This is a genomic window from Vibrio sp. 2033 (genome assembly GCF_033339735.1).
The window spans coordinates 1-607 of the sequence record NZ_JAWOVC010000541.1 but is presented as its reverse complement, the minus strand read 5'-3'; the positions used below and the strand labels follow the sequence as shown (position 1 = coordinate 607).

Here is a 607-nt window from a genome sequence, read left to right as displayed (position 1 = left end):
ACTGAAATAGAACGGGACAAAGGCTGAGTCTTTCTCTGAACTTAGCGCCGGAGAAGACAAAAAAATGCTGGCAGAAAGTGCCAGCATTGAGGTGATTCGTTTATTCATGGATTACTTGGTATATTCCATTTCGACGCGAGGCGTCAATTTGGTCACCAACTCATAAGCTATCGTACCAATGTGATTCGCAACCTCTTCGACAGGTAATTCTTTACCCCAAAGAATCGCTTCGTCACTGACCTTATCTGTGGCATCAGGACCTAAATCTACCGTCAGCATATCCATTGATACTCGACCCGCAATCGGTACTGTACGCCCATTCACCCACACCGGTGTACCATTGGGTGCACTTCTTGGGTAGCCATCGCCATAGCCCACTGCGATAACACCGACTTTTGTGTCGCGTTCACTTGTCCAGATACCACCGTACCCCACGCTTTCACCTTTCTTGACTTCACGAACCGCAATAAGATGAGACTTCAACGTCATCACTGGCTGGTAACCCAAATCTTGGGCCGTCTTGTCGCTAAATGGTGATACGCCGTACATAATAATGCCCGGACGAACCCACTCTAATTGGCTTTGAGGCCATGCTAATAAACCCGCA

1 protein-coding gene is annotated in these 607 nt (G+C 47.9%); it reads right to left on the bottom strand.

Annotated features, from left to right (window positions below; translation table 11 throughout):
• Positions 1-111: 111 nt before the first annotated feature.
• Positions 112-607, bottom strand: a 496-nt coding sequence (gene alr / locus R7P74_RS27685) for an alanine racemase (RefSeq protein ID WP_318123875.1), incomplete at its 5' end; no start/stop codon positions are given.